General features: G+C 53.3%; 22 protein-coding genes. 3 read left to right on the top strand and 19 right to left on the bottom strand.

Annotated elements, in window-relative coordinates; genetic code table 11:
* Positions 1-172: 172 nt before the first annotated feature.
* Both ACZ481_RS00910 and ACZ481_RS00905 read right to left on the bottom strand, forming a co-directional pair.
* On the bottom strand, positions 173-991 hold the full coding sequence (locus ACZ481_RS00910) for a beta-keto acid cleavage family enzyme (RefSeq protein WP_464768332.1): 819 nt from the start codon (positions 989-991) through the stop codon (positions 173-175).
* A gap of 14 nt (positions 992-1005) precedes the next feature.
* The gene (locus tag ACZ481_RS00905; protein ID WP_464768331.1) at positions 1006-2343 is read right to left on the bottom strand and encodes an aspartate aminotransferase family protein; all 1338 of its coding nucleotides are present in this window, start codon (positions 2341-2343) and stop codon (positions 1006-1008) included.
* A gap of 225 nt (positions 2344-2568) precedes the next feature.
* Here ACZ481_RS00905 and ACZ481_RS00900 point away from each other — a divergent pair, with 225 nt between their 5' ends.
* Positions 2569-3480 carry a LysR family transcriptional regulator gene (locus tag ACZ481_RS00900; protein WP_464768330.1) on the top strand — a complete coding sequence of 304 codons (912 nt, stop codon included), beginning with the start codon at positions 2569-2571 and terminating at the stop codon, positions 3478-3480.
* 2 nt (positions 3481-3482) lie between these two features.
* Here the strand turns inward: ACZ481_RS00900 and ACZ481_RS00895 are convergent, their stop codons facing one another.
* Complete coding sequence (locus ACZ481_RS00895; RefSeq protein WP_464768329.1) at positions 3483-4766, bottom strand: dicarboxylate/amino acid:cation symporter; 1284 nt, start codon at positions 4764-4766, stop codon at positions 3483-3485.
* Positions 4767-5195: 429 nt separating this feature from the next.
* On the bottom strand, positions 5196-6593 hold the full coding sequence (locus ACZ481_RS00890) for a sodium:solute symporter family protein (protein WP_464768328.1): 1398 nt from the start codon (positions 6591-6593) through the stop codon (positions 5196-5198).
* A 130-nt stretch (positions 6594-6723) separates the two neighbouring features.
* Between ACZ481_RS00890 and ACZ481_RS00885 the strand changes: the two genes are divergently transcribed.
* Complete coding sequence (locus ACZ481_RS00885; RefSeq protein WP_464768327.1) at positions 6724-7605, top strand: LysR family transcriptional regulator; 882 nt, start codon at positions 6724-6726, stop codon at positions 7603-7605.
* Between the two features lie 7 nt (positions 7606-7612).
* On the opposite strand, the gene ACZ481_RS00880 is transcribed toward ACZ481_RS00885, so the two are convergent.
* Positions 7613-8254 carry a M23 family metallopeptidase gene (locus ACZ481_RS00880; RefSeq protein ID WP_464768326.1) on the bottom strand — a complete coding sequence of 214 codons (642 nt, stop codon included), beginning with the start codon at positions 8252-8254 and terminating at the stop codon, positions 7613-7615.
* Positions 8255-8389: 135 nt separating this feature from the next.
* Between ACZ481_RS00880 and ACZ481_RS00875 the strand changes: the two genes are divergently transcribed.
* The gene (locus tag ACZ481_RS00875) at positions 8390-9478 is read left to right on the top strand and encodes an efflux RND transporter periplasmic adaptor subunit (RefSeq protein WP_464768325.1); all 1089 of its coding nucleotides are present in this window, start codon (positions 8390-8392) and stop codon (positions 9476-9478) included.
* Between the two features lie 102 nt (positions 9479-9580).
* On the opposite strand, the gene ACZ481_RS00870 is transcribed toward ACZ481_RS00875, so the two are convergent.
* From ACZ481_RS00870 to ACZ481_RS00805, 14 genes are all read right to left on the bottom strand, one after another.
* Positions 9581-10813: an LL-diaminopimelate aminotransferase gene (locus ACZ481_RS00870; protein ID WP_464768324.1), complete on the bottom strand. Its 1233-nt coding sequence runs from the start codon at positions 10811-10813 to the stop codon at positions 9581-9583.
* A gap of 198 nt (positions 10814-11011) precedes the next feature.
* On the bottom strand, positions 11012-11683 hold the full coding sequence (locus ACZ481_RS00865; RefSeq protein WP_464768323.1) for an energy-coupling factor transporter transmembrane component T family protein: 672 nt from the start codon (positions 11681-11683) through the stop codon (positions 11012-11014).
* The gene (locus ACZ481_RS00860; protein WP_464768322.1) at positions 11676-12509 is read right to left on the bottom strand and encodes an energy-coupling factor ABC transporter ATP-binding protein; all 834 of its coding nucleotides are present in this window, start codon (positions 12507-12509) and stop codon (positions 11676-11678) included. Before ACZ481_RS00860 ends, ACZ481_RS00865 begins: the two co-directional genes overlap by 8 nt.
* The gene (locus ACZ481_RS00855) at positions 12502-13365 is read right to left on the bottom strand and encodes an energy-coupling factor ABC transporter ATP-binding protein (protein WP_464768321.1); all 864 of its coding nucleotides are present in this window, start codon (positions 13363-13365) and stop codon (positions 12502-12504) included. The genes ACZ481_RS00860 and ACZ481_RS00855 overlap by 8 nt, the downstream gene beginning before the upstream one ends.
* Positions 13366-13368: 3 nt before the next feature.
* Positions 13369-13932: a tryptophan transporter gene (locus ACZ481_RS00850; protein WP_464768320.1), complete on the bottom strand. Its 564-nt coding sequence runs from the start codon at positions 13930-13932 to the stop codon at positions 13369-13371.
* A gap of 436 nt (positions 13933-14368) precedes the next feature.
* The gene (locus ACZ481_RS00845; protein ID WP_464768319.1) at positions 14369-14842 is read right to left on the bottom strand and encodes an 8-oxo-dGTP diphosphatase; all 474 of its coding nucleotides are present in this window, start codon (positions 14840-14842) and stop codon (positions 14369-14371) included.
* Positions 14843-14854: 12 nt separating this feature from the next.
* On the bottom strand, positions 14855-15739 hold the full coding sequence (locus tag ACZ481_RS00840; RefSeq protein ID WP_464768318.1) for a diacylglycerol/lipid kinase family protein: 885 nt from the start codon (positions 15737-15739) through the stop codon (positions 14855-14857).
* 22 nt (positions 15740-15761) lie between these two features.
* Entirely contained in the window at positions 15762-16514 is a 753-nt protein-coding gene (locus tag ACZ481_RS00835) for an MBL fold metallo-hydrolase (RefSeq protein WP_464768317.1), read from the bottom strand.
* A gap of 183 nt (positions 16515-16697) precedes the next feature.
* Positions 16698-17963 carry an exo-beta-N-acetylmuramidase NamZ family protein gene (locus ACZ481_RS00830; RefSeq protein ID WP_464768316.1) on the bottom strand — a complete coding sequence of 422 codons (1266 nt, stop codon included), beginning with the start codon at positions 17961-17963 and terminating at the stop codon, positions 16698-16700.
* A gap of 16 nt (positions 17964-17979) precedes the next feature.
* On the bottom strand, positions 17980-19488 hold the full coding sequence (locus ACZ481_RS00825) for a CAP domain-containing protein (RefSeq protein ID WP_464768315.1): 1509 nt from the start codon (positions 19486-19488) through the stop codon (positions 17980-17982).
* A 2-nt stretch (positions 19489-19490) separates the two neighbouring features.
* Complete coding sequence (locus ACZ481_RS00820) at positions 19491-22709, bottom strand: AAA family ATPase (protein ID WP_464768314.1); 3219 nt, start codon at positions 22707-22709, stop codon at positions 19491-19493.
* Entirely contained in the window at positions 22706-23971 is a 1266-nt protein-coding gene (locus tag ACZ481_RS00815) for an exonuclease SbcCD subunit D (RefSeq protein ID WP_464768313.1), read from the bottom strand. Before ACZ481_RS00815 ends, ACZ481_RS00820 begins: the two co-directional genes overlap by 4 nt.
* Positions 23972-24184: 213 nt before the next feature.
* Positions 24185-25003: a MetQ/NlpA family ABC transporter substrate-binding protein gene (locus ACZ481_RS00810; RefSeq protein WP_464768312.1), complete on the bottom strand. Its 819-nt coding sequence runs from the start codon at positions 25001-25003 to the stop codon at positions 24185-24187.
* 25 nt (positions 25004-25028) lie between these two features.
* Positions 25029-26225: a pyridoxal phosphate-dependent aminotransferase gene (locus ACZ481_RS00805; protein ID WP_464768311.1), complete on the bottom strand. Its 1197-nt coding sequence runs from the start codon at positions 26223-26225 to the stop codon at positions 25029-25031.
* Between the last annotated feature and the right edge of the window lie 15 nt (positions 26226-26240).

Genomic DNA, 26240 nt, shown 5'->3' with positions numbered 1-26240 from the left:
GCGCCGGTGCAGCCAGACTGAATAGCCACGTTCTTGGCCGCCAAAAGGACGAGAGAGCTTGCCGCAACTTGTGCAGCAGGCTCTCTTTTGTTTGTTGCCCATTCGCCAGCCAGCCGAAGCTGTTCTGTCTTTGGCGTACTGTCCCTTCTGGCGGCTTAACTTTTCAGCCGGACTACAGGGCTGCAACGCCCCAGATCCTTGTAACATCGGCCGGTGTTGCCAGCTCCCGGCCAATACTTGTGGCGATCGTGGCCATCCTTTCGACTAAAGCACGATTCGTTGCCAAAACCCCTTTGGCGTAATACACATTATCCTCGATGCCGACCCGGACATGGCCGCCTAAGGCGATAGCCACCGCTGACAAATTGACATGCTGCGGTCCAATAATGGATACACTCCAGACAGCATCAGACGGCAAGCTGTCAAGCAGAAAAAATAAATTTTTAGCCGTGGCCGGCAATGATCCTTTTACTCCCAGGACAAGGTTGAACAACAGCGGCCCTCTTAACAGCCCCGCCTGTTGCAGGTTGACAGCATTATTAATCATCGACACATCAAACACTTCAATTTCCGGTTTAATGTTTTTTTCCAGCATAACTTTTGCCATATATTCGATAAGCCTGGGCTCATTGGCGTTAATGCTTGCCGGAAAATTAGAAGACCCGGTCGCCAGGCTGGCCGACTCCGGCTTCAGCATCAGCGGCTCGGCCCTGGCTTCCCCAGCCTTCCCGCCCCTGGCCCCGGTGGAAATCTGTTTAATAATCGGGCAGCCGGACGCAGTAAGGAGCCTTACCGTTTCGGCAAAGCAGGCAACCTCGCAGGTAGGCTGCTCTTGTTCATCCCGGGCGTGTATGTGGGCAACAGCCGCCCCCTGTCCATAACAGGCGATAATATCGGCGGCTATTTCTGCCGCCGTTACCGGTACGTGCGGTGTCATAGCTTTGGTCGGCACATTGCCGGTCGGAGCAATGGTAATAATTAATTTTTCCATCTGATCCTCCCTTCTTACTTAAGCGGGCCAATATTTTTTTCAAATTCCCTAAATCCGGCCACCATCGCGGCAATCAGCTCATCTGCCTGGTCTTTGGTAATAATGAGCGGCGGCGCCAGGAGAAACTGGTCCCCGTTTTCCCCGTCCGCATTACCTGTGCCCGGATAGACAATAACCCCGTGTTTTAGCAGTGTGACGGTCAGCTTTTCCGCCATCCCCAGCACTGCCGGATAGGGCTCTTTCGTTTTTTTATCTCTGACAATTTCAACACCGAGCAGCAAGCCTTTGCCCCGCACGTCGCCAACAAAAGAGAACGGTAATAATTTTGCCTGCATTTGGGCCAGTAAATAAGCGCCAATGGTCCGGGAGTTTTCTGCAAGGTTGTCTGCAACCAGGGTTTTAACCACCGCTAATGCCACGGCGGCCGATAAGGGGTTGCCGCCATAGGTGTGGCCATGTACAAATACGCCAGAGCCCTGCTTAAAGGTGTCATAAATCTCCTGCTTTGCGATTACGGCCCCAAGGGGAGAATAACCGGCGCTCATCCCTTTGGCGGCGCAGATCATATCAGGCACCACACCCCAGTCGGCAATGCTGAACATGGCGCCGGTGCGGCCAAAACCGGCCATTACCTCGTCATCAATCAGCAAAATATCATAATGATCGCAAATCTGGCGGATAATTTTAAAATACTCTTTATGAGGAACAATGGCGCCGCAGGCTGCCCCGCCTACCGGCTCGGCAATGAAGGCGGCAACATATTCGGCCCCCTCCATTTTCACTGCCCGCTCCAAATCCAGGGCACATTCCACCTGACACGTATCCTGGCATTTGCCAAAAGGACAGCGATAACAATAGGCTGGGGCAATATGGGGAAAATTGAGCAGCAAGGGGGTATATTTTTTCCGGCGTTTATCGCCGGTCATGGACAGTGAGCCGATTGTATTGCCATGAAAGCTTTTCCACCGGGAAATAATCCGGTATTTTGCGCTCTGCCCATCCCGTTCCACGAAATAGCCACGGGCCATTTTCAGTGCTGCCTCCGTCGCTTCCGAACCGCCGGACACCAAATACAGCTTGTTCAGCGAAGCCGGTGCCAGAGCGGCTACCAGATCGGCTAATTGCTGAATCGGTTGTGATGTCCAGCGGGACAAATGGCTGAAAGCGACCTTCCGGGCCTGCTCAGCCATCGCCGCGAGCACCCCCGGGTGGGCATGCCCCAGATTGGCCACGGCCGCGCCCGCACAGGCATCAATATACTTATTCCCGGCTGTATCATACAAATAAATACCTTCCCCGTAGTCGACCTCGAGGTACTCTTTATTTAGCGCCCGATAGAACACATTACTCATTTGCTCCTCATCCCTTTTCTTTTGGCTTATAATTCCTTTATACTTCGCCAGCAATACTAGGCAAAGCAGCAAATTTGTAACATTATTTCCGCTCTGCCCAAATACTTTAGTGCGCAGTATATAGACTAATCTCCGGCAATAGTATATCATGTAACTATTAATTAAAATAATGATTATTTTATATGGTATCAATCACTTATTTATATAATTAGCAAGGAGAACAATATGGAGTTACGTCAATTGCAAATTTTTTATACAGCGGCCCAGACACTTAATTTCACCAAAGCCGGCCTGAAGCTGGGTTATGCCCAGTCCAATATCACCGGACAAATCCGTCAGCTGGAAGACGAACTGCAGGTAAAGTTATTCGAACGGATGGGGCGTGGTATCCAGCTCACGAACGACGGCAAAAAATTTTTTGAGAATGTAAAACATATTCTTGAACTATGTGCCAAGGCCAAAGGCGAATTTTTGCCGCACGCGGTCCGTGGCGTTTTGAATATTGGCGCCGCCGAGACGGTTTGCGTATACCGGCTGCCCCAGATTTTAACCGAGTACCGCAGACTCTATCCCCAGGTTGAAATCCGGGTACAAACAGAAAGCTGTGAGCATTTTTTCGAATTAATCAAAGCCAGCGCTATTGATGTGGCTTTAGTACTGACCGATTCGGTTAAGGCCCCGGAAATGGCAGTACAAACATTACATGACGAGCAATTGACAGCAGTGGCAAGCCCCCTCCATCCCCTGGCCCGGCAGAAAAAAATCACCCCCCGGGCTTTGGCCGGCCACTGCCTAATCACGACCTTGCCCGGCTGCGGCTACCGGCCTTTAATTCTGTCCATGTTTAAGGAACAGGCGGCCAAACCGGGTGCATTTATGGAGCTATCCAGCATCGGCGCGATCAGACAGTGCACTATTTGTGGCTTAGGAATCGCATTTTTGCCTAAAATTGCGGTTGCCGACGATATCCAGCGCAATAATCTGATTGAATTGGACTGGTGCGGGCCTGTATTTCAGGTAAGAACACAATTAATCTACCACCGTGAGAAATGGCTGACACCGGCTATGCGGGCTTTTATAGAACTGGCCGGCGCCAACCCAGTCTCACCTACACCGTATAAGCGGTCAGGCCCATAAAGCTATACTGGCATTGAATTGAATTGCTTGGGGGCATCAGGGTTGCCGAAAAACCGGTTCAGCAGCAAGGCGACAAAGGTATTGCCAAATACATTGACAACCGTGCGGCCCATATCCATAAGGCGGTCCACACCGGCAAGGATGGCAATCGCTTCGGCCGGCAGGCCAATGGTCGTCAGGATAACGGCCATGACGACAAGAGAGGCCGAAGGAACATTAGCTGTCCCTTTGTTGGCAATCAGCGTGGTAATAAGGATGGTCGCGAGGGCCGGCAGAGTCAGCTCCATGCCATAAGCATCAGCAATGAAGCAGATCGCCAGCGATTGATATAAGGCCGATCCGTCAAGATTAAACGTATAGCCAAGCGGCAGGCAAAACGCCGGTATTTTAGTTGGAACCCCCATCTTTTCCAGTTGCTTCAACAGGATGGGCAGGGCCGGTTCGGAAGAGCAGGTGGCAAAACCCAATAACAAGGCATCGGCTATTGTTTTCACCATTTTTATCGGATTATAGCCCAGCAAGGCAACCAGTATCATAAATATTACGCCAAAAACGAACAGGCCCACATATAAAGTGAAGATTAACTTGGATAAGGCAATAATCATTGCCTTGCCCTGGGAGGCAAAAACCCAGGCGATAATGCAAGCCACCGCCACTGGCGTCACCCGTAAAATACCATTGACAATTCTTATTGTCGCTTCAAATAATGCTTCCAGAACGTCGGCAATTGGCTTGGCTTTTTCCTTCATCGTCCCCAGGGCCACCCCAAAGGCAATGCAAAAGGTTAAAAAGGGCAAAATTTTGCCCGCGGCAGCAGTTGCCACCACATTATCGGGAATCATATCCAGAAAAAATTTTACCCAATCGATCGATTTTGCCAAATCTTTGGGAATTGTACCGGTGGCAGCCATCTCCACCCCGATCCCCGGGTGAAAAATCTGATTAAGAACAATCCCTAGCAAAGAGGCCAGGCCGGTGGCAATATAAAACCAGGAGAAGGTAACAAATGCCATCTTTCCCAACTGCCTCATATCACTGGCCATATGGTAAATACCCAAAGTCACGGCCGATAATACCAGGGGAATGATAATCATTTTAATGGATTTAATAAATGCCGTTCCCACCGGGGCCAGTGTTTTACCAAAATCAGGCCAGAAATTCCCCACTATGGCCCCAATGATAAGCCCTACTATCATTTGCTGCCACAAGGGAACCCTGGCCTCCAGTTTGGCAAAGAACCCCCTTTGGCTGTTACTCACAGGCACCTGACATGGAATGTTGCTCATCTTCCCAATTCCTCCTATTCCTATAATTAAAATCTTAAATCACCTAGCCCGGCCTTCTTGGGCACCCCCAGGGCCACCTCCTCCCAGCAGCCGTATCGGCCTGCAAACAAAAAAGACACTTTCTAAAATGAAAGTGTCTTCTTTGACTACTTATAAGTCACGCTGTGCAATTCCCTCAGGCTAGCGCAAATATAAAATTTCTCTGGACACAGTATAGCATGCCGCTCTTATAATGAAAAATCACCAGTAATGATCATATCGATCATTGCTGGTGATAGCCTTGCAACCAGCCCGCCGCCTACCGGCTGCGCAGCGGGGATAACCCTGGCTTCTGCCAGGCCTTCAGGCCACGGCCACAGCCGCCGTGGCTCCGGTTTCTTACCCCGTGGTCATTACAGCATTTTTAAATCTGGCAGGGCAAAAAAGAGCCTACTCAAGTACATGCCTCCGCTGGGAAACCCAGAAAAAAAATCGCCCTGTCAAAATGACTGACAAGCTTGCGGCCAATCCCGTGTATAAGGGATTGACCGACAGCGCCAACAGGGAATAACCGGCAATGGCGAAAAGCGTACTGACGATCATGGAAGAAATCGCCCATTGGCGCTTTAAAACCCCCGGCCAAAACACCGCCAGCGTCAGCGGTAAAAACACGCCCGCCCCCCGCAAGGCCATGGACAGGTAATTCCAGCTTAAAACAAAGGACTGCAGATTAGCCAGCGCCGTCAGCATGGCGCAAGCTGCGATTACCACAATGGTGCCGCGGTTAACCCACAGCAAGCTGCGGCTGCCGCTGACACCCAACACCCCATGAAAGATATCACGGGCCACCATTGTGGCAATGCCCAGCAGCAGGCCGGCAATCGAGCCCACAACCGAGATAAGCAGCCCGGCCAGACCGATACCGCCAAGCCAGGCGGGCATATGGTGCAGCAGATACATCGGCAAGGCATCAATCGGCAGAATATCGGGGTAATTAACGCGCATAAACATGCCTACTGCCACCGAGGGCAAGCCTACCGGAATAGTGATAATCGCGGCTGTACAAGTGCCGATCAGGGCCGTCTGCGAATCACGGGCGGCAAAGATTGCCTGAATATAAGTCTGGGTGCAGATAATACCGACAATCAGGGAAATTACATTGCCAAGCCCGCCCCAGACATCAGCCCCGAAGAGACTGAACCATACCGGCGAGGGAAATACAGTTGCCAGGGTTGGCAATTGCCGCAAAAACTGCAAGGCATACCAGCCGGCGGAAAACAACGTGACATAAATGATGCCGACCTTCATTAGGCCCGATAAGCCCGTTCCCTGCATTCCACCCCAAAAAACATAAGTTGCTACCAGCAGCACGGTAACCAAAGCCGCCTGCCAGGATCCAAGCCCGAAAAGGGTTGTCAACAAATGAATACCCGCCAGACTGCTGGCCACGATGCTGAAGAAAATACCAATCGAGGAAATGATGCTTGTCAACGGCCCGATGGGCCGTCCATAGTTCAGGACAAGATATTGGGAGATCGTCTCCAGTCCCGTATTGCGCAAGGGGCTGGCATAGAAAAAACCCATCACCAAAAAACCGATGCCAGACCCCAGGGTAAACCACCAGGCTGACAAACCGGATGAATAGGCCAGTTGCGTCGTGCCGATCGTAGCGGCACCGCCAATAATTGTGCCGGCGATTGTTCCCGATACAATGGCCGGTCCGGCCGAACGCCCGCCGAGACTAAAGGCCTCCGCCGACTGCACACGGCGCGCTGAATAAATACCAATCGCAAAAACAATGATAAGCGTGGCTAAAAACCCCGCCAAATGCATCATGCTAAAAATCATAATACCCCTCCGACCAAAATACCATTGACGACAGCATAGTTCTTGCGTATGATTGTAACAAGTCCGTTACCATACGTAAAATACTAAATACAATCACTAACTATACCGTACAGGTATGCCGGAGGATGTTATGAATATTCAGGACATGCAGTATTTCCTGGCTATTGTTGAAGAGGGGAGTATCACTGCAGCCGCCAAAAGGCTGCATATCGCCCAGCCACCGCTAAGCAGGCAAATGAAACAGCTGGAAGCCCGGCTTGGCGTTCAGCTGTTTGAGCGGGGCCGGCGCCGGATAAAAGTCACCGAAGCCGGCAATCTGCTGAGACACCGGGCTGAGCAGATACTGGAGCTGACAACTAATACGGTCCGGGAGTTAAAGGAGTTTGACACCGGCGTGCGCGGAACCTTGTCAATTGGCGCCGTTACCTCCTCCTGGGTCACACTTCTGCCTGATCTGATCCACACCTTCCGGAACCGCTACCCCCATGTGCGCTTTCGCCTGCGGGAGGGAGAGAGCCGGCGGATTACCGAACTGCTTGACAAAGGTATCGTTGATCTGGGCATGGTACGGGTTCCTGTTGACACAGAGGTCTATGAATCAATTGAACTGCCCAATGAGCCGCTTATTATTGCCTTCCGGTCCGGCTACAGCAGCATTGGCAGCGGCGGCAAGCCGGAGGTTGACCTGGCAGAGTTGGCAGGTCAACCGTTAATGATTCACCGCAAATACAAAAACATGCTGACCGAGCACTGCCATCAGGCTGGTTTTTCCCCTGAAATTCTTTGCGAAAGCGACGATGTCCTGCCCTTGTTGGCCTGGGCCGCCGCCGCTATCGGCATTGCCGTCGTCCCGCGCTCGGCTGTGAGCCTCGTTCCCAGCGCCAATCTGATGACCAAAGAAATAGTTAATCCGGCCCTGGAAACAGCAGCGGCCCTCATTTGGGTCCGCAATCGCTTTCTCTCCGCAACGGCCCGTCATTTTTTATCCTTATTTACTTCCATGAAGAAATAAAAAATAGTTATAACACCAAAAAGCGCAGGGGGTCCACAGCCGTGCCCTTTACTCTGACTTCGTAATGAACATGGGGCCCTGTGCTTCTCCCGGTACTGCCAAGATAAGCAATAATCTGACCCTTGCTGACCCTTTGGCCGACAGTTACCACCAGGCGTGAATTATGGCCGTAAATGGTTGAAATACCCTCGCCATGGTCAAGCTGAACAACATTGCCGTAGCCGTCAGACCACTCGCTGCGGGCAACCACGCCATCAGCGGTAGCAACAACCGGTGTACCGACATTGTTGGCAATATCAATGCCGGGATGCATTTCACTGCCAATGCCCCCCGGCGAGTTGCGGCCGCCAAAGCCGGAAGTAACGGCCCCGCTTGTTGGCCAAATCGTAGGCTTATTCGCTAAGGGGTCATTACTCCTCGCCAGGCTTTCAACAGCCTCGACCTGCCTGTCGCCACCATACCGGTCAGGTTCCAGCCCCACTGCCGGCACACTGGCGGCACTTAACGGCTGCTGATCATTGGCTGCGAGGCCTGCCAGAACTATACTAAATACCACTGCCAGCGGGAGCAGCCACCTGACAGCCATATGTTTTATCCACCGTTTGCCGGCCTTCAGCTTACTGGCACTTATAAATTGTCGAACGCGCATAGGTTCTCTCCTCCTTACAGGCCAACCTCTCTATATTATAGCGGAAAGTCCACCCTGGCGGCAACACTTGACGCCGGCGGGGAAAAGTGAGAACATAGTATCAGTGCCAGCCAAACAGTACTGGAGATGATCTGTGTGAAAAAAATTTCCCCTAAGTATCGCCTGCTCACGGTATTCAGTGTACTGCTATTTCCTCTGGCGCTGCTGGCGGCAGCCAGCGGCAATCTGCTGCCGGCCTCATTTTTTCAGCAGCACCGGCCTCCCCGCCCGCCTGTCAGCCTAACAGCAGTACCTGTTAGTACGATAAATAAATCAATCCAGCTCGTCCGCCCCGGCACGGTCGAAACCACCGCTCTTGTCCCGGTCACTGCCGAACTGGCCGGTTACCTCATTGAGCTATATGTAACAGAAGGCCAGGCCGTTAAAGCCGGTCAGCCGCTGCTTAAGCTCCGGCCAGCGGCCGAACCGGCGGCACAGCCAGCCGGGCAGGACGCCCGGAGTAATTATGAACAGGCCTTGAGAGAATTTAACCGTGACCAGAAATTATACGAAATCGGGGCGATCCCCAGGCGGCAGCTGGAGCTTGCCACAGCCAAACTCCAACAGGCGAAAGCCGCTGTAACCGCGCCGCCAACTACGGGGCCGGCTGCCGACACCACCCTCAACGCCCCGGTCAGCGGCATTGTATCCGGTCTGCCTGTTCTCGGAAAAACGGTGCAGGCCGGGCAACAGCTGCTTGTTTTAGGGAGTGGCCAGGAAGTGGAGGTTGTGGTTCAGCTTAACCAGAATGACTTGTATCTGGTCCATTTAGGCACACCGGTTACAGTAGAGGCCGGGCAACAGCCCCTGCCCGGGCAGGTTGCCCGCATCTATCCCCAAATCACAGACAATCAAATCCCGGCCTTCCTGGCCCGCCTTGCTCTCACCCCGCCCCCGGCCGGCGTACTCCAGCCCGGCCTGCCGGTCACGGTCCGCATTGATACAGGCGCCGCCGCCACCGTACCTGCCGTTCCCTCCTCCGCCATAGTTCGGGACGATCAGGGACAAAGCTTTATTTACCTCGCGGTCAACGGTAAAGCGGTGCGCCAGCAAATAACACCGGGAGAAACAAGCGGCGAGTTAACAGAAGTAACCTCTGCCCTCCCGCCGGAAAGTATGGTTATAGCTGCCCCTACAAACGAAATCAGCGATGGTGCTGCCATCACCGTAATCCAATCATCATAACTCAGACGCACTACCGCTCTGGAGCTGAAATTTATTGCCGCCGGCTTGTACCGTAAAAAAGTGAGATTATCCACATGATGTGGATAATCTCACTTTTATTGCTTACAAACTTAACTTGACTTTAATCCGCTCAATCGCTTCCTTGGTACTCTCCTGGCTGCCGAAAGCGGTAAGCCGGAAATACCCCTCGCCGGCCGGACCGAAGCCGGCGCCCGGGGTGCCGACGATGTGGGCGTCTGTCAGGAGCTTGTCAAAGAAGGACCACGAGTCGTAGCCCTGGGGTGTTTTAAGCCAGATATACGGAGCATTGACCCCGCCGAAAACATCCAGGCCAATGCTTTTTAAGCCTTGGCGGATGGTTTTGGCATTTGTCATGTAATAGTTGATCAGCTCTTTGATCTGCTGTTGCCCTTCCGGGGTGTATACGGCCTCGGCCCCTTTTTGAATAATGTAGGGCACACCGTTAAATTTTGTGGTTTGACGGCGGTTCCACAGGCTGTTCAAGGGGTATTGGCTGCCATCGGCAGTATAAGCCATAACGCTTTTCGGCACCACCGTAAAGGCGCAGCGGGTACCGGTAAAGCCGGCATTTTTGGAGAAGGTCCTAAACTCAATGGCCACGTCCTTGGCACCCTCGATTTCATAAATGCTATGAGGCACGCCAGGTTCCTGAATATAGGCTTCGTAAGCGGCGTCATAAAGGATGATGGAACCATTGGCCTTGGCATAATCGACCCATTTTTTCAGTTCGGCCTTGGACAAGGTGGTGCCTGTCGGATTATTAGGATAGCAGAGATAAATAATATCGACTTTTTCTTCCGGCAGGGCGGGGATAAAATTGTTCCCGCTATTGCAGGTCAGATAAGTTACACCGGCAAATTTCCCGCTGCTGAGCTGCCCGGTGCGGCCGGCCATAACATTGGTGTCCAGATAAACCGGATATACCGGGTCAGTAATGGCCACTTTGTTATTAACACCGAAAATCTCCTGAATATTGCCGACATCGCTCTTGGAGCCGTCGCTCACGAAAACTTCGTCAACACCAAGGGTTACGCCCAGTGTCTCGTAGTCGGTTTTAATAATTTTCTCTATCAAGAAAGCATAGCCTTGCTCCGGGCCATAGCCGCGGAAGGTCCTGGCATCAGCCATTTCGTCAACAGCAGCATGCAGGCCTTTAATTACCGCCTCAGGCAAGGGTTTGGTCACATCACCGATACCAAGTCTGATAATATTTGCAGTGGGATTATCGTCTTTGAATTTTGCGACCCGCTTTGCTATTTCCGCAAACAAATAGCTTCCAGGCAATTTTAGATAATTTTCATTAATTACGGCCATGCGTTGAAACTCCTCTCTTGTTTAAATCATCGGGCAGATTTTAAATTATTCCCCAAAATACCAGCGTCAATGCAGTTAGCAGAACAGCAACTGATATTTGGTATTATATTCTGCCATATAGTTTTTTTTCCTTCATGGGCAGGCAAAAAAAATGCTGCTGCCACCCTATTTGCACCCTGGTGGCAGCAACTGGACGAATTACCGGAAAACCGCCAGCCCGGCGGTAAGGGCCAGCATCAGGAGCAGCACCGTATAATCGGCGGTACCAAGCGCTACGTCGGCCGTAAACTGCCGGCGGCCCCGGCTGCCAAAACCCCTAAGCTCCAGACTCATCGCCATGGTTTCCGAACGCGACACGGCCCGCAGAACAAGCGGTTCGACGATCGCAACATAGTCCCGCAGCCGCTTCAGGGGATTGCCGCGAAAAACATAGCCCCGGCAAGCCTGGGCCTCACGGACTGCCTGGCTTTCCGCCAGAAAATCAGGTACAAACCGCAGCGCCGAGGTAAACATAAATGCATATTCGTACGGAATCCGGCACTGGCTGACTAAAGCGGCTGTCAAGTCCTGCAGGCGGGTAGTTGCCAGTAAAAATATAAAAATCAGCGACATCGCCAGCATTTTAAGCCCTGTCATCAGGGCAAACTCAACCGTACTGCCAAATACATACTGAAGCCCGGCCAGCATGACGGCAAACACGGCTAAGCCAAAAACCCCCTTAAAATGCTTGCCTGACAGGCGATAAAGCATAAACAGCAGGAGTTGGCCGCCAACCAGGGCAGCCTGACCGGCCAGTGTCGGCACAAGCAGCGCCCATACCGACACGGCCGCGGTTAAGATAAGTTTGGTAAGCGGTGCAAGTCTAGGCATACTGCTCCCTCCTTCGTTTTATCGCCGCTCCCAGCAGTTCCACCAAGTCATCGGCATTCTGGGCATTAACCCCGGTAAGCCGGCGGTTTAGAGCCAGGGCTGACGGCGGCAGCAGCCCCCAGGCGCCAATATCCTGACTGCCGCCAAACAGTTCTGCCGGCGGGCCGTCAAATACTTTACGGCCCTGTTCCAAAACAACAGCCCGGGCAGCATACCGGCTGATCAGCTCCATATCATGAGTAACCAGAATAATAGTAATCCCCTGTTGGTTCAGGCCTGTTAACAGCTCCATCAGGCTTTGCGCTTCCCAGGGGTCCTGGCCGCTTGTCGGCTCATCCAAAATGAGCATTTGCGGGCGCATGGCAATAGCCGAGGCAATGGCCACCTTCTGCTTATGGCCCCGGCTAAGCGTGCGGGGAAAGCTGCCGGCTAATTCAGTCAGGCCGGTCACAGCCAGTGCCCATTCTGCCGCTTCGGTGACGGCCGCCGGGGCAAAGCCCAGCTGCTCAGGCCCATAAGCCACTTCTTTAAGCACACTGTCCCGGAATATCTGCCGGTCGGGATTCTGGAATACATAGCCAATACTGCGGGCCATGTCGGCCGTAGTCATACCTGCCGTGTTTTGCCCCCGCAAGTGTATACTGCCGCCACCAGGCTTTAAGAGAGACATGGCCAGCCGGGTCAGCGTTGTTTTGCCGCTGCCGTTGCGCCCGGCCAGCGCCACAAATTCACCGGCTGCTACCGTAAAATCAACCTTATCCAGCGCTTTTTTGCCGCTTGCGTAATTAAATTCAATATTTTTCAGGCTCAGGAGTAATTCAGGCACTTCTGGCCACCCCTTTTATACAAGTAAGCCGGTTGAGTTCCTCGGCTGCCTCGCTCTCATTCTTCCAGGCCCCGAGGCGGAGCCCGGTTTCCTGCTCCAGCGTCAGCTTTATCGCCCATAAAGCCGGCACTCCCAGCTTTAGCTCAGGCTGCTGCCACATATAGGCCAGGGTCTGGCTTACATCACCGGCAAAGCAGAGACTGCCGCCCTGCAGCACGGCAAGCTGGCTGGCATAGGGCAAAATCCGCGCCAGCTGATGTTCAACCACAATCACCGTTGTTCCCTGGCAATTGAGGTCATACAATAATTCATAAATCCCGGCTGCTCCTTCCGGATCAAGGGCTGATGCCGGCTCATCAAGCACCAGGATGGCTGGCGACATCACCAGGACCGAAGCAATGGCCAGCCGCTGCTTCTGCCCGCCCGATAACCCGGCCACCTGGCATTCTTCCAGCCCGGCAAGCCCTACTTTAGCCAGCGCGGCCGTCACCTGCCGTTTGATTTCACTGCGGCTGAGACCGGAGGTCTCCAGACCAAACGCCACTTCTTCCGCTACCGTCAGGGCCACCAGCTGGCTTTCATAATCTGCCAGCACTGTTCCGACCTGCTCAGACAGTTCACCCATACTTTTCTGCGACGAATTGAGGCCGCCTACCAGCACCGTTCCCCCCTGCCGCCCGCCGAAATAATGCGGTACAACCCCGGCAACAGCCAGAGCCAGCGTCGTCTTGCCGGCGCCGCTGGGACCGGTAATTACAGTGAATGAACCCTTCTCAACCGTTAGTGATATCTGGTCAAGCACGACACCGCCGTTGGGATAGGCGTACGAAAAATTTTCAAATTCTACAGCTGCCATTCATTACGCCTCCTTGCCGCCAAACATCTTTTTTGCGGGAAAATATAAAAGCTGGGTAATGACCATATTAATAGCGGCCACTGTCAGAACAACAGGCATCATGCCATAAAGATAAACCGCCAGCGGCAATGACAGCACAACTTTGAGAATGGTAATAAAAGTAAACCCGCTGGCCACAGTACTGATACCGGCGGTAATGGCCGGACGCAGATTGATCTTGCCGACTGTCAGGCTCAGTGAGGTATGCACTATAAGCGCACAGACAACGGCGCCAACCGGCTCACTGATAAAGTTGGCGTAAGGCAAGGCAGCCTTGGATATGGGAATAGAGATAGCTCCTGTTACCAAACCAATGCCGGCGGCCTGTTTAACGCCAACCCGGGTGAGATTAATGGCAATGCAATACATGGCAATCAGCCAGTTGGGAGTAATACCGGCAATCGCCGGGGTAACAATTTTTAATATAACACCAATAGCCAGCAGCAGAGCCGTGACCGCCACCCAGCGGAAGCGGCCCTCCTGTCCGGTTTGGACTGTAATTAATTCTTGTTGCTGTTTGCTTTCCACATTAATCTCCTCCTTGTTTATCTTAATAAGTTAGCTGCATTTGTATAATCAGGCCAAAATTAAAACCCCGTCCCTTAGTCATACAGGTACTGTATGACTAAGGGACGGGGATAACCCGCGGTGCCACCCTGGTTGGCCAGAAATACTCCGGCCCGGCTTACTGGGTACAGGGCAAACCAGCCCGATACCTGCTCCCTGATAACGGCGGCAGCAACCCGTCAGTGCCTACCCCGCTGATTGCGGCTCGGACTGCATCTCCCAGGCCCATTCGACAGGCTGAGCAGCGCCAAACTCCCACTACCGTTGGCTCGCTGCGGCTCTCTGGCCGTGTGTACTTTCCCTGGTCATTGATAATAGCAAATATGTATTTGTGCAAAGTATAGCAAAAGACAGGTCTCTCTGTCAATTAAATTTTTAATTTTGCCGTTTACAATTTTTACTTGCTTCTGATGGTGATATCCTCAACATCCTCGTTATTCTCACCAAAAATTACCCGGCCGCTGATTTTTTTACCCTTAAGCACGGCTGGCAGCCAATAGATATCATCGGCCCACATTTGCTTGTAGGGGATATCGGCGATAGCAAACCATTCAGGCTTCATCTCCGGGGTTTCCTGCGGTTCGCCCTGCCAGGTATACACCACATACAGCTGCACATCATGGTCAAGCTCCGGGCTGGCCGGGAAAACAAACTGCAATTCGCCCACATATTCAAGGTCAGCCTCCTGGACGGCTAAGCCGCATTCTTCTTTCAATTCGCGCACTGCCGCGGCAACAGCCGTCTCCCCCTCCTCAAACTTGCCGCCAAACCCGTTGTACTTGCCGCAACCGAAACCGGTCTTTTTCAGGCCGAGCAGGATACGCTCCGCCGGCCGGCCCTGAACAGGCAGGCATAAAGTCGTTGACTGCATAATAGCCCTCCTTTAGGTCAATCGGAAAACCTTAAGTTTATTGGTTACTGTAGAAATCGCCAGCGGCAGCAATGGACCCAATTCCCCGTCCAGATCGCTTTCCACCGGTTCGTCACACTCTATAAAGATATCGGCGGCCTGCAGGTGCCGGATATGGCTGCTTGCAATATGCCGGCCGGAAAAGATACTAAAAAACAGTCCCATAAGCTCGGGAATACTGCATTTATTAACAATCAGCAGATCCAGCTTGCCATCATCAATCTTGGCCTGAGGGGCGAGAGTGGGAAAGCTGCCCACCAGCCCGCTGTTCATGACCAGGAATAGCAGAATATCATCATTGATCGTCCTGCCGTCTGCCGTTATCCTGACCCGCAGGGAGCGGAAACTGGGCAACTCGCCCAGGCCTTTAAAATAGTAGGCCATCCGGCCCAGGGTATTTTTTAAGGCCGTATCCACACTATGGGCCACCGAGGTCAGCAGGCCGGCACTCGCCACATTGAGGAAATACTCGCCATTAACCATGCCCACATCAACGGTAGACCACTGTCCGCCGGTCACGGCCCGCAGGCAGCCGGTCAAATCTTTTCCCAGATTTAAGTGACTGGCAAAATCATTGCATGTGCCGCTGGGGATAATCCCTAAGGGTACATCGACAGATTCGGCCAGCATGGCGTTGATAACCTCATGGACAGTACCGTCACCACCGGCCACAAGCAGGCCATCGGTGGCAAAGCCCTTGATCTGACTGACGAAGGACCGGACATCCCCCTTAATCCTGGTGCGGAATGGAATTAATATACCGTCTGCCGCCTGCAGGTATTCGATTACCTCATCCAAGCGGGTTTTAAATTTCGCATCGCCGGCTACGGGATTATAGATAAGCACATACCTCTTCATATACTACCCTCCTGCGGCCAGTTTAACACATAAGCCACTGACCATCATCAGGAACCATCACCCTGCTCTCTAAACCGTGCTGAACCAGAAAACCCTTGAGTTCAGCCCTGGTCAACAAACAATGATTAATGGCTTCCAGATGCACAACAATAATTATGGCCGCGGGGGCCTGCCGGCATACCTGATAGATATCCTGCGTTCCCATGGTTATTGGTTCGCCCTCATTAAACCTGGCCGCGCCCCCATTCAGCACAATTACCTGCGGCTTATGCTCCGCCAGGGCCGCAGCCACCTCCGGGCACCAGATAGTGTCACCGGCGATATAAAGGACAGGCTCACCCTCACTCTTCAGTATATAACCGGATACAGGCGCCATTTTACGGCCAATTTCCCCGGTGCCATGCTGGCCGCCGGTGCGTGTAATGGTTATTCCCTGCCAGGTAACAGCCGGATTAACCGCCTGGATGTTATTAAACCCCTGTTCCTGTAGTTTATCCCGATCTTCCGGCTGGCAAAACACCGCCATGTGTTTGGGCAGAAACTCGCCGGCCGCAGAGTCAAAGTGGTCACGATGTAGATGAGTAATAAGGCAAGCATCGGTGCTTATTGCCTCGCCCGTACTAACCGGCAGCTCTACCAATGGATTCCGCCGCGGGTTAGGCGAATTATCAATCGGCGTCATACTGCCGGCGGCGCCTAAAACAGGATCTACCAGCAGGCTCAGCCCATTCATATGCAAATGAAAAGTAGCATGTCTGAGATGCTTTATTCTCAATTCCAATTCCCCCCATCAGCTGAATTCATACTGCTACCCAGATTATACCACACGGTCCCGGATCCTTGCATTGGTAATAGGGATTTTTTAAAATTGATGCTATGTTTCAAAAACGGTCTGGCAGGTATAACTCCCGCCATACCTGCCAGACCGTACGCTTGGGAGCTAATTTTGCTTATCCGGCTATTGATAGAGATAGTATTGCCTGGATAATTCTTTAAACTGCCCGGCCGTGCCCTCCCACTGGCGCAGGATTTCAGCCAGCGGCGCACCCTGGCGGACATGGCTGTCACCGGTATAGATATCAATGGTGGCGGTGGCGGCGGTAGCCGACTGATTAAAAGCAAACTTGCCGTTACTTAGCTCTTTAATTGCATACAAAAGGGTAAGCCCGGTGCGTACCGGCCGGTATGCCTCCTTATCGGTGACATGCAGCTGCACGCCGCCGCACAGCCGGCCCTGATATTTAACCTCAGGCTGGCGGGGTGTGAAATACACCGGCCGGAACCTGACTCCTGGCAGACCGGCGGCATTCATATGTCCGGCCAGCTCAGCGGCGTTAATCCAGGGGGCGCCGACAAGCTCAAAGGGACGGGTAGTGCCGATGCCTTCAGAAACATTAGTACCGCCAAAAATACCGGTGCCGCTGTAGGCTAACGCCGTATCAGGCGTCGGAATATTGGGCGAGGTCATAACCCAGGGTAAACCGGTATCGGCAAAATACATGCTGCGCTGCCAGCCGGTCATGGGAATGATAACAAGCTCGCAGTCAATCTGATATTCCCGGTTCATCAACCTGGCCAGTTCACCAATTGTCAGGCCATGGCGGGCCGGGATCGGATACAGGCCGATAAATGACTCATAGCCGGGCTGAATAATATTGCCTTCTACCACCGTTCCGCCCACCGGATTGGGCCTGTCAAACACAACAAAGGTTTTGCCGTTTTCTTTGGCACTCTGCATAGCATAAGCCATCGTATACATATAAGTATAGAAACGGGCCCCGATATCCTGCATATCAAAAGCCAATACATCAATATCAGCCAGCATGGCGGCAGTCGGTTTCTTAGTTTGCCCATACAGGCTGTAAACCGGTATGCCGGTCCTTTCATCCACATAGCTGCCTACTGCTGCCCCTGCCGGCACATGGCCCCGGATGCCGTGTTCGGGTGAAAAAAGCGCGACAAGCCGGGTCTTGGCTTTGAGCACATCAATCGTACTGTTAAAGTCACTGGTCATCCCGGTTGGGTTGGTTATAAGCCCAATCCTTTTTCCCTGGAACACAGGCAGATACCTGTCAAGGTTGTCAATGCCCAGCTTGACGTTCACTGGCCCAGGCGGCACCTCAGCCTGTTGGCCGGCAAGCGGAGCCGCATCGCCAACAGCAGCTGCAGTCAGAGCCAGAGCAAAGCTAAGGGTCAAAATACTGAGGATTCGTTTAAAATACACAGTCAGCCTCCCTCTATCATTTTTTTGTCGCATGCAGCAAAAGCTGCCTGTTTTGCCTGTTGTCCGTAATCTCAAGCTCATACACCACAGGGGCGGAAAACAAACTGCTGGTAAGCTCAAGCGTAAAGGTGCCGGTCAGCGGCTGGCCGGGGTTATAGCGCAGGTAACGCCCGTCCTGATAAGTCTGCCAGAGCTGACCGCCTTTTTTAACTGTATAGGCCAAATCGGCAAGTTCACCATTTTTCAGCCTGACATTAACAAAATCCTCTCCGGTGCTCATTTGCTCCAGCGTAGCCGACAAGGCCTGCAGGTCAGGCAGGGTGGTAAAGGTCCACTCCTGGAGCAGGGTGGCGGTACTGCCGTCAGCCATCAGCCGCAGGGCTTCAATCCGCGCAGTATAGGTCATCCCCGGAAGCAGTACGGTCCGGGGAATAAGAAATACATGCTGCTTCCAGGAACTCTCTTTGCTGGCATCAACCAGGTAAAAAGGGACCGGCTGTCCGCCGGCTGCTGCCAGTCCGGCTGATAAAACCTGCAGTTCCCGGGTGGCGCTGTCATGCACACTTAAACTAATCGGATAACCGACATAGGTCTCCTCCTGGCCATAGGCGGCCAGGGGATTAGGGCTTTCGACGGCTTTCCAGCCAATCTTGGCATCAGCCTGGCCCGGGTAGGGATATAATACGATTCTGCCATCTGTGAACCCCTGGGGCGCACCATAGTTAATCACCGTGCAATCCGGCCGCAGGGTAAAGCCGATACCGGCTTCGGTAAAATTGGGGTTTATATGCGCCAGGCGGTGATAAGGGGCATCCATCAAACTATCAACTCCCACCCCGCCAGAAACAGTTGCGGTAGACAGGCCCTCACCCACCGGCTGATAATACCCGGCCAGTTCGGCCCGCTCTTTTACAGTCGCCCCGGTAAAACCGGGCCGGGTTTTATCCTCATAATGGCCAAATAGCTTGTTGCGGGCTAGATAATCGGCATGGGCCTGGGCACTGCGGGTAAGCAGGGGCTGCTCGGTTACCGGCGGCAACGCCAGTGCGGTGCGGTATTGATTAAGGACGGTAAGACCCGCCGCCAGGAACGAGGACTGTTCCGTTCCAGCGCCTGGCGGCAGGTATTCGGACCGTTTATCCTCAATTGTAAAGCTGCTGCTAATTTCTACCGGCTGGTAGCCGGTAAGCACGAAAGTCAGGCTCAGGTTATGCCTGCCAGCCTGGAGTTCCCCGGGAGGACGGCCGGTAATCAAACCCGGTTCGGCCTGATAGACCGCCGCTATAGCCTGGCCGTTAAGATACAGCTGATAAGACTCCAGACTTTCCCCGTGTAAAGTAAGCTGAACCTGGAGCTCCGGCTGCTTATTCTGGATAACCGCCCCGTCCGCCGGCAGCATCTGGTAGGAAAATGTAGCGGCCTTGGCGGTACCCGTATAGTTAGTGATAAATAAACCGGCCCCAATTACGGTACTTGCCAGTAAAACTAAGCAAAGAATCAGGCCTCGCCCGGGCTTAAACGCCATTATTATGCCTCCTCCACCCTTACGCGGCTGCCCCGCCCGGCCGGTTCAGCCGGTTCCACAACCAACCGGCGCGGCAAACGCTGTTTTAGCTCAGATACATGGCTGATAATGCCAATGGTCAAACGTTCGATATGGAGCTTCTCCAAGGTGGTCATCGCCACATCCAAGGCCTGCTGGTCAAGAGAGCCAAACCCTTCATCCAGGAAAAAAAATTCAAGCGGATACTTGCCTTTAAGCTGAATTTGCGCCGATAACGCCAGGGATAAGGCCAATGCGGTCTGGAAGGTTTCTCCTCCTGACAGCGTACTGACCGGCCGCCTGACACCGCCATTGGCATCATCACGAATCAGAAACCCGCCGTCAGAGTTAAGCTCAAGAGCATAGCGGTGCCGGGTTATCTGTTTTAAGCGCTCCGATGCCTGCCGGGCCACTAATTCCATCTGTTCCTGAGCCAAGAATTCCACAAAGATATTGCCCCGCAACAATGTACGCAGTGCAATCAGGCATTCCCGCTGTTCTTTAAGCTTCAGCCGCACCGCCTCCAGCTCCGACCAGCGTTGATGCTTAACCGATAAATCCCGGTATTCCTTATCCGCCTCTACCCGTTCCCGGGTAGCCGTATTCTTTTCCAGTTCCGCTTGGGCCAGGCCTTGTTGAATTTTTTCCCAGACCGCATCAGTGACCACCCGGCCTTGCAGAGTCTCCAGCAGTTGTTCACACTGAGCGTTCAGCCGCTGGTCAAATTCCGCATAAACCTTGAGCAGGCGGCGCCCTTCTTCCAGCCGGGCCGGCGGCATATGCACGGCCGTCATAGCGTTGACATCGGCAAACCCTTCTTCCCGTAGTCTAGCCTCCAATTGTACCTGGCTAAGCTCCCGGCGCCTAACCGCCTCCAGCCAGCTGGTTTCCGTCCGGGTCCGGGCCTGTTCCGCGGTGATTAAGGCCTCTGCCGCCTGTTCCGCCCGGTTTTTCGCCAATTCTTCCTCTCTGCGTACCGTTTCAAGGGCTTGTGCTGTTCGGGCCAAGAGCTGGCTGGCAGGTATCCCCTGGGTAACGGCTATAAGCTCTTGTTGTTTGGCTGTCACCTGTTCCTGCGCGGCGTTAACCCTGGCAGTGATTGCTGCCAAACCGGCCGCCGCCGCCTGCACCTGCTGGTGCAGTATAGAAATTTCCCGCTGGCAGCCTTCGTATTCCTGCCGCTGGCTAACCAGTTGTTTTGTCAGTGTTTCTGCCAGCATATCCTGATTACTAATATATTCGGCCAGTTTCTCCGCATGCCTAAGTGTTTCATCTGGCGACAACGGACCGGCAAGGCTCAGATCTGCGGCCTGCAAGGCCTCTAATAGCTGCCGGTGCAAGTCCTTGGCCGTCTCCCGGGCTTCGCCATATTCAGTTCGGACCTTATCAAGTTCAGCAGTTGCAGACGCAGCCTGCTGGCTAAGCGCAGCCGCAGCAGCACTCGCATCAGCCAGGCTTTGGCGCTCGGCTGCTACCATTTTACCTGTCTCGGTCAGGGTTAGGGTCAACTGGGCCATACGTTGTTTAGCAGCGGCAATTTCCTGCTCAAAATGCGAATAGCCATCAATATTACCGGAATTTGCTTTGTTTGTTGCCGGACAGGGATGATTGTCAGAGCCACAGACCGGACAAGGCCGGCCAGCCGTCAGTTCACTGGCCAGCCGAACGGCTGCGGCCTGCTTTTCACCTGACAGCAGCTGATCAAGCTGATCAGCTGCGGCCTGAAACTGGAACTCTGCCGTTTTCGCCTCAGCCGCCGACAGTGTATTTAACCGCAGTTCAACCTGCTGCCGGGCTGCCTCTGCCTGTCTGGCCGCAGCGGCTGTCTGTTCACATTGTTGTTTGCGTAAAACCCCGGCCTGCTTAATTTTATCGGCAGCAATAAGGCTTTGCCGGAGAATTTGCGCACCCGTTACGCATTCCTGCACTTTGGCCCGCCGGACCGCACTAATACCGGCAGCAGTTAGCTGCTGCTCAAGCTTTTTTAAGCTTGCCTCATATTGCTGGCTGCGGGCTGTCTGCTGCGCCAATGACTCACCGACCCCGGCGGCCACAAGCTGCTGTTGCCGTTGCTGTGCTGCCAAGCCGGCGGCGGCAGCCTGCAGCCCGGTTACCTGTTCTTCCAGCTGCCGGGCTGCTTCTAACTTTGTCCGCTGTTCGATTAGCTCAGGCTCTCGCCTGCCCCGGGCTTCTCTGGCTGTGTTATAGGCGGCATGCAACTCTTTGCTTACCGCCGCCAGCCGGGCTGCCTGCTCGCAGGCCTGCTGCTTAACCGTAGCTGCTGCCTGCTCATTTGTTTGGCTTGTCAAAAACTCGCTCACAACGCCGGCCGCCCGCTCCGCTTTTTCTGCCAGTTCAAGAGCCGCGGCCAGTTGCTGTATTTCCGTTTCCTGCCGCCGGTGGGCAGTAAGCTCCGCCTGCTTCCGGGACAATTCACCCTGCAGGTTGTATACTGTCTTCGCTTCAGTATATTGTGACTCGGCCAGACGGTACGCCTGCAGGGCCTGTTCTTCCGACCGGACGGCAATACTCAGCCCGGCCTGGGCCTTGGCAATAGCGGCCGGGGAAGCATCTCCCAGCCCTTTTTGCTCGCTCTCTACCTCAATGTAGCCTGTTTCAGCAGTTCGCAACCTGTCATTTACTTTATTAATCAGCACATTGCCATACTGTTCCAGTGAAAACAAGCGCTGCAGCATCTCCCGCCGTTCTTTGCCGCCCAGATTCAAAAATTCGGCAAACTTACCCTGCGGCAGTACAACCGCTCTGGTGAAGTCTTCTTCCTTCAGCCCCAAAAGTCCGGTTATCTGCTCGGTGACCTCGCGGTCCTTATCGGCCAGCAGTTCTTCCTGGCCGCCATGTATCAGAATCAGCCGGCTGTGAGTGTTAGCGACAGCCAGTTGATCTTTGCGGGCATAGCGGCGCTCTACCCGGTACAGACGGCGCTCAGCGGCCTGGCCCAGTGAAAACGAAAATACAACCTTCACATGTTTTTCCGCATGATTCAAGATGCCCTGGGTGCGGCGGCCGGCTCTGACCACTGTCCCGTACAAGGCCAGGGTCATCGCATCTAAGATGGAGGATTTGCCGCTGCCTGTCGGCCCGAAAATGCCAAAAACCCCAAGCTCGGACAGCCGCTCAAAAGGGATTTCCTGCTCTTCCCTGAAACTGTGCAGTCCGGCAATTTTCAGCAGAATTGGCTTCATATCACTGCCTCCCCGCTGCTGTCACGCTGTTCTTTCTCGTCCAGGATACTCTGACTTAATTCAAGAAATAGTTCCACCAGCCGGTCATCAGGCTTAAGGCCGCCGTTTTGCTGTTCGTAAAACCGGATAAACAGTTCATTGAGCGGCATACTGTTCAGGCTAGCCGCAACCTTGGACAGACGGTCCTCTACTATCTGAAACACCGGCCTGATGGTAACAAAACCCTGATGCATGGCCCGTAATTGCTGAATTTCCTCCAGCGCCAGCGCCTGGGCAATCTCCAGCTCCACCTCAATCCAGGCCTCTTTATCGCGCCCGGCGTCAACCCAGGCCCGCACCTGAGCCAAACCGCCGGTCGCCCGCCATCTTACCAGCGGCCGGCCTGCACTTAGCGGTAATTCCCGGATATTGGCAGCCTGACCGGGCCGGACGTCAACAATAGTTACCGACTTAGCATAACCGGTCTCGGAAAAGCTGTAGGCCAGGGGCGAGCCGGCATAGCGGCAGGGAGCGGTCGCCCCGCCTACATACTGGGGACGATGCAAATGCCCAAGGGCAATATATTGGGCGCCAGCTGGAAATACCGTTGGCTCCACCGCATAGGCACCGCCTACCTGTATCTGGTGCTCCGATTCTGATTCAATGCCGCCGCGGACATACAGATGGCTTACCGCCAGATTGACGGAAGCAGGCCGGTATCTGGTATTAATTGCGCTAAACAACCCGGCAAGCCTGTTATTATAGCCCTGACGCAAATCATTATCTTCCAGGGAGGCGGCCAGAACCTCTTTAAGCCGTCCTTCGGACGGGTAAGGCAGGGCCGCAATGACTGCGGTATGGTCAATTCCCGGCACCGCTAATTCCAGCCAGGCCTGGCCGCCATTAACCCGGTACACCTTCCCCGGTGCCGGACTGGTGGGGCCAAGCTCTTCTTTAGGCATGCCGGCCAGAGTAATGCCTAAACGGCCGGCCAGCGGTGCGGCGGCACACAACCGGTCCGGATTATCATGGTTTCCGGCCACAATGACTAGGCCCCGCCGGCCATGATCGGCCAGCTTGTCAACGGCATAGTAAAACAGCTCCTCGGCGGCGGCACTGGGGTTAGGGCTCTGAAATACATCTCCGGCCACCAGCACCAGATCAATGCGCTCATCTGCGCAAATGCCCGCTAATTCCTCCACAAACGCCACCTGCTCCTGGTGTCTGTCCCGGCCTTCAATTGTTTTGCCAAAATGCCAGTCGGCCGTATGTAAAATGCGCATAGTCGCTCCTTTAACTTCTCAGTACTCTTTTGTTGAAGGGTTTTCGCTTTACTTCGGGCAATCTCCTGCACAGTAAACAAAAACACGGCTGGACTCACGGGGACGGTTCTTTTGAGTCATTTTTTATGTATATCGCCAGACTTATAAATGCCGATAGAGCTAAAAAGCCACGGCTGCCAGAGCCGTAGCTTTTTATGTAATGCGATATTACGATTACCAGACTGCAATTACAGAGCCTTTAAAATGCTCGTTAATAAACTTTTTTACCTCTTCGGAATGATAGGCCTTAATTAATTTAGCCACTGCCGGATTATCTTTGTCCTTTGCCTGTACGGCAATGACATTTGCATACGGCGAGTTGCCGTCTTCAATCGCTAGGGCATCTTTATTGGGAACAAGGCCGGCAGTCATGGCATAGTTGGTATTAATAGCGGCCAGATCAACGTCTTCCAGCGAACGCGGTACCTGAGCAGCGTCAAGTTCTTTTATTTTATAACCCTGGGGGTTTTCAGCAACATCAGCGGCTGCCGCTTTCAGGCCAGCGCCTGCTTTAAGCTTGATCAAGCCCTGCTTTTCCAGCAGTAATAAGGCCCGGCCCCCATTGGTCGGATCGTTGGGGATGGCTATCGTGGCGCCTGGTTTAAGCTCATTAAGCGCGGTAACCTTTTTCGAATAGATGCCCATTGGGTAAATAACAGTTTTCGCAACCGACACTATATCATATTTGCGGTCTTGGACCATATTGTCCAGGTACGGCTGATGCTGAAAACTGTTGACGTCAATATCGCCCTGGCTTAGAGCCACATTAGGCTGAACATAATCATTGAACTCAACAACTTCAATTTTAAGGCCGTCTTTAGCGGCAACTTGTTTAACAACATCCATGATTTCGGCATGAGGACCGGCTGTTACCCCGACCTTAATTATCTTATCTGCTGTCGGCGCCGGTGCCTGTTTGCCGCAGCCGGCAATTCCGGCAACTGCGATCATGAGAACCGTGGCCAGGCCAACGGTTTTTATATACTTTTTCATTCTTGTCTCCCCCTCTTATAACTCCTTATTTTTTAATGGTCAGCTTGGCCAAACGGTCGGCAGCGGCCTGCAGGGTTTCAAACTTTTTGCAAAAGCAAAACCTGATCAAGGTTTTGCCGGCATTGCTTTCGGGACGGAAAAAGCTTGAGCCCGGGACAACAGCCACCCCGATCTCGCTGGCCAAGTATTTAGCAAAGGCCACATCATCGTCCCAGCCAAATGGTGTAATGTCTGCCATGATATAGTAGGCTCCCTGGGGCCGCACACAGCTAAAGCCAACCTTCTCCAGGGCAGTAAGCAAATAATCCCGTCGTTCGCTATAAAAACCGGCCAATTCGGCATAGTATTCCGGGCCGGAAGTAAAGGCCTCGGCCGCAGCTACCTGCAGGGGTGCCGCCGCTCCTACGGTAAGAAAATCATGTACTTTACGCACCGAAGCCGTGATCTCCGGTGAGGCCTGAACATAACCAATGCGCCAGCCGGTTACGCTGAAGGTTTTGGATACGCTGTTTACGGCAATCGTCCTGTCAGCCATACCCGGCAATGTCCATAGCGGGATATGCTCAGTATTGTCATATAAGATATGTTCGTAGATTTCATCATTAATTGCCAGTACATCATGCTTAATGCACAAGCGGGCAATGAGCTCCAGCTCCTCGCGATTAAAGACTTTACCTGTCGGGTTATTGGGCGTATTAATGATGATAGCCCTGGTTTTATCGGAAAAAGCGGCAATAAGCTCCTCCCGGTTAAAATTAAATGCCGGCGGGGTTAAGCTGACATACCGGGGTACCGCGCCGCACAGGATTACATCAGCGCCATAATTTTCATAAAACGGTTCAAATATAATGACTTCATCGCCGGGGTTAACAATTGCCAGGAGGGTGGCAATCATTCCCTCTGTGGCTCCGCAACACACGGTAAGCTGGCGTTCAGGGTCGATAACAACGCCATAGTCCCGTTCCACCTTGGCGGCAATAGCATCACGCAGGCCTTTTGTGCCCCAGGTTATGGCGTATTGATTATGATCGTCATTAACTGCCCTGACAGCAGCCTGTTTAATCGCTGCCGGCGCCGGAAAATCAGGGAACCCCTGGGCAAGATTGATCGCATTATGGGCAGCCGCAATCCGGCTCATCTCTCTAATGACTGATTCAGTAAATTGCCGGGCCTTGGCTGAAGCGTAACCGCCGCCACGAATATTGCCAATAATAGCTTCCATGCTTACGTATACCCC

The organism is Sporomusa intestinalis (assembly GCF_055383785.1).
This window is presented reverse-complemented; position numbering and strand designations above follow the sequence as displayed.